General features: G+C 30.2%; 1 rRNA gene. It reads left to right on the top strand.

The window, feature by feature from the left end:
• A 5S ribosomal RNA gene (rrf, locus tag ABD940_RS22820) occupies positions 1-84 on the top strand; the annotation flags it as partial.
• Positions 85-1139: the final 1055 nt, after the last annotated feature.

Here is a 1139-nt window from a genome sequence, read left to right as displayed (position 1 = left end):
ACCTGTTCCCATTCCGAACACAGAAGTTAAGCCCACCAGCGCCGATGGTACTGCGAATAGCGGGAGAGTAGGTCGCCGCCAGTTTTTATTTAAAGTCTCATAGATTAGTTTCTATGAGACTTTTTTTTGCTCTAAACTGAAACAATTTATCTTTACTCCAAAGATTTATCTTTGCTTATTGCTTATTGCTTATTGCTTATTGCTTATTGCTTGTCATTGCGAGCAAAGCGAAACAATCCCAATTCTTTTTTTTGTTTTTACCCTTACTTAAAAAATATCTTTGATAGTTCTTACTCCAGCTTGACTTTTGAAATAAGCCTCAGTCTTAAAATAGTTACTCTCAATTTGTTTTACGCCGTGTTTGTCGTCCTGAAAGGATCCAGACATAGTATTAGAGATTAATATTTTTGATATTTTCTTACTCGTCATCACTTCTTAAATTATCTTTATGATTTAAAACCTTGAATGATATTCTGACTTTTTCTCTTTCCCAAATGTTCATCGTTAATCTAAGATAGGATGATAATTCTATCTAGTTTTCGCATTATATTATCAATTTCTAAAGAATGTCTTAATCTTTACAAGATTGCAAATTTTGTGTATGCAAAGATTTAAACAGTTCATTTTAAACCGACGCTTCGAGTGTCTACCTGATATTAAGATTTATAATCTCCACAAAGTTTGTCATCCCATTGGGATCTAGGCATAGTATTAGAGATCAATACTATTATATTTGAAAAGCATTTAAATTTAAAACTTAAATATGGCATTTTTAGGATATCACCTCAATATAAAACGATCATTCTATTTTTAATACTATGCCTAGATCCCAATGGGATGACAAACTTGGCGGAACTCAATTGAGAAAAGAAAAATAAAGATTAAGCATTTTAAATGTTTTTTTGTTCAAATTATTCTTTGTTTTTTATTTGCGTAAAAAAATAAACAATACAAAAAATCATTTTTTTCTTGCCGATTCTTGTCCTTCCAATTATTTTTGCTAAATGCTAAATGCTAAATGCTAAATGCTAAATGCTAAATGCTAAATGCTAAATGCTAAATGCTAAATGCTAAATGCTAAATGCTAAATGCTAAATGCTAAATGCTAAATGCTAAATGCTAAATGCTAAATGCTAAAT

The organism is Chryseobacterium ginsengisoli (assembly GCF_039542325.1).
In the GTDB taxonomy this organism is placed as follows: Bacteria; Bacteroidota; Bacteroidia; order Flavobacteriales; family Weeksellaceae; genus Chryseobacterium; species Chryseobacterium ginsengisoli.
This window is presented reverse-complemented; position numbering and strand designations above follow the sequence as displayed.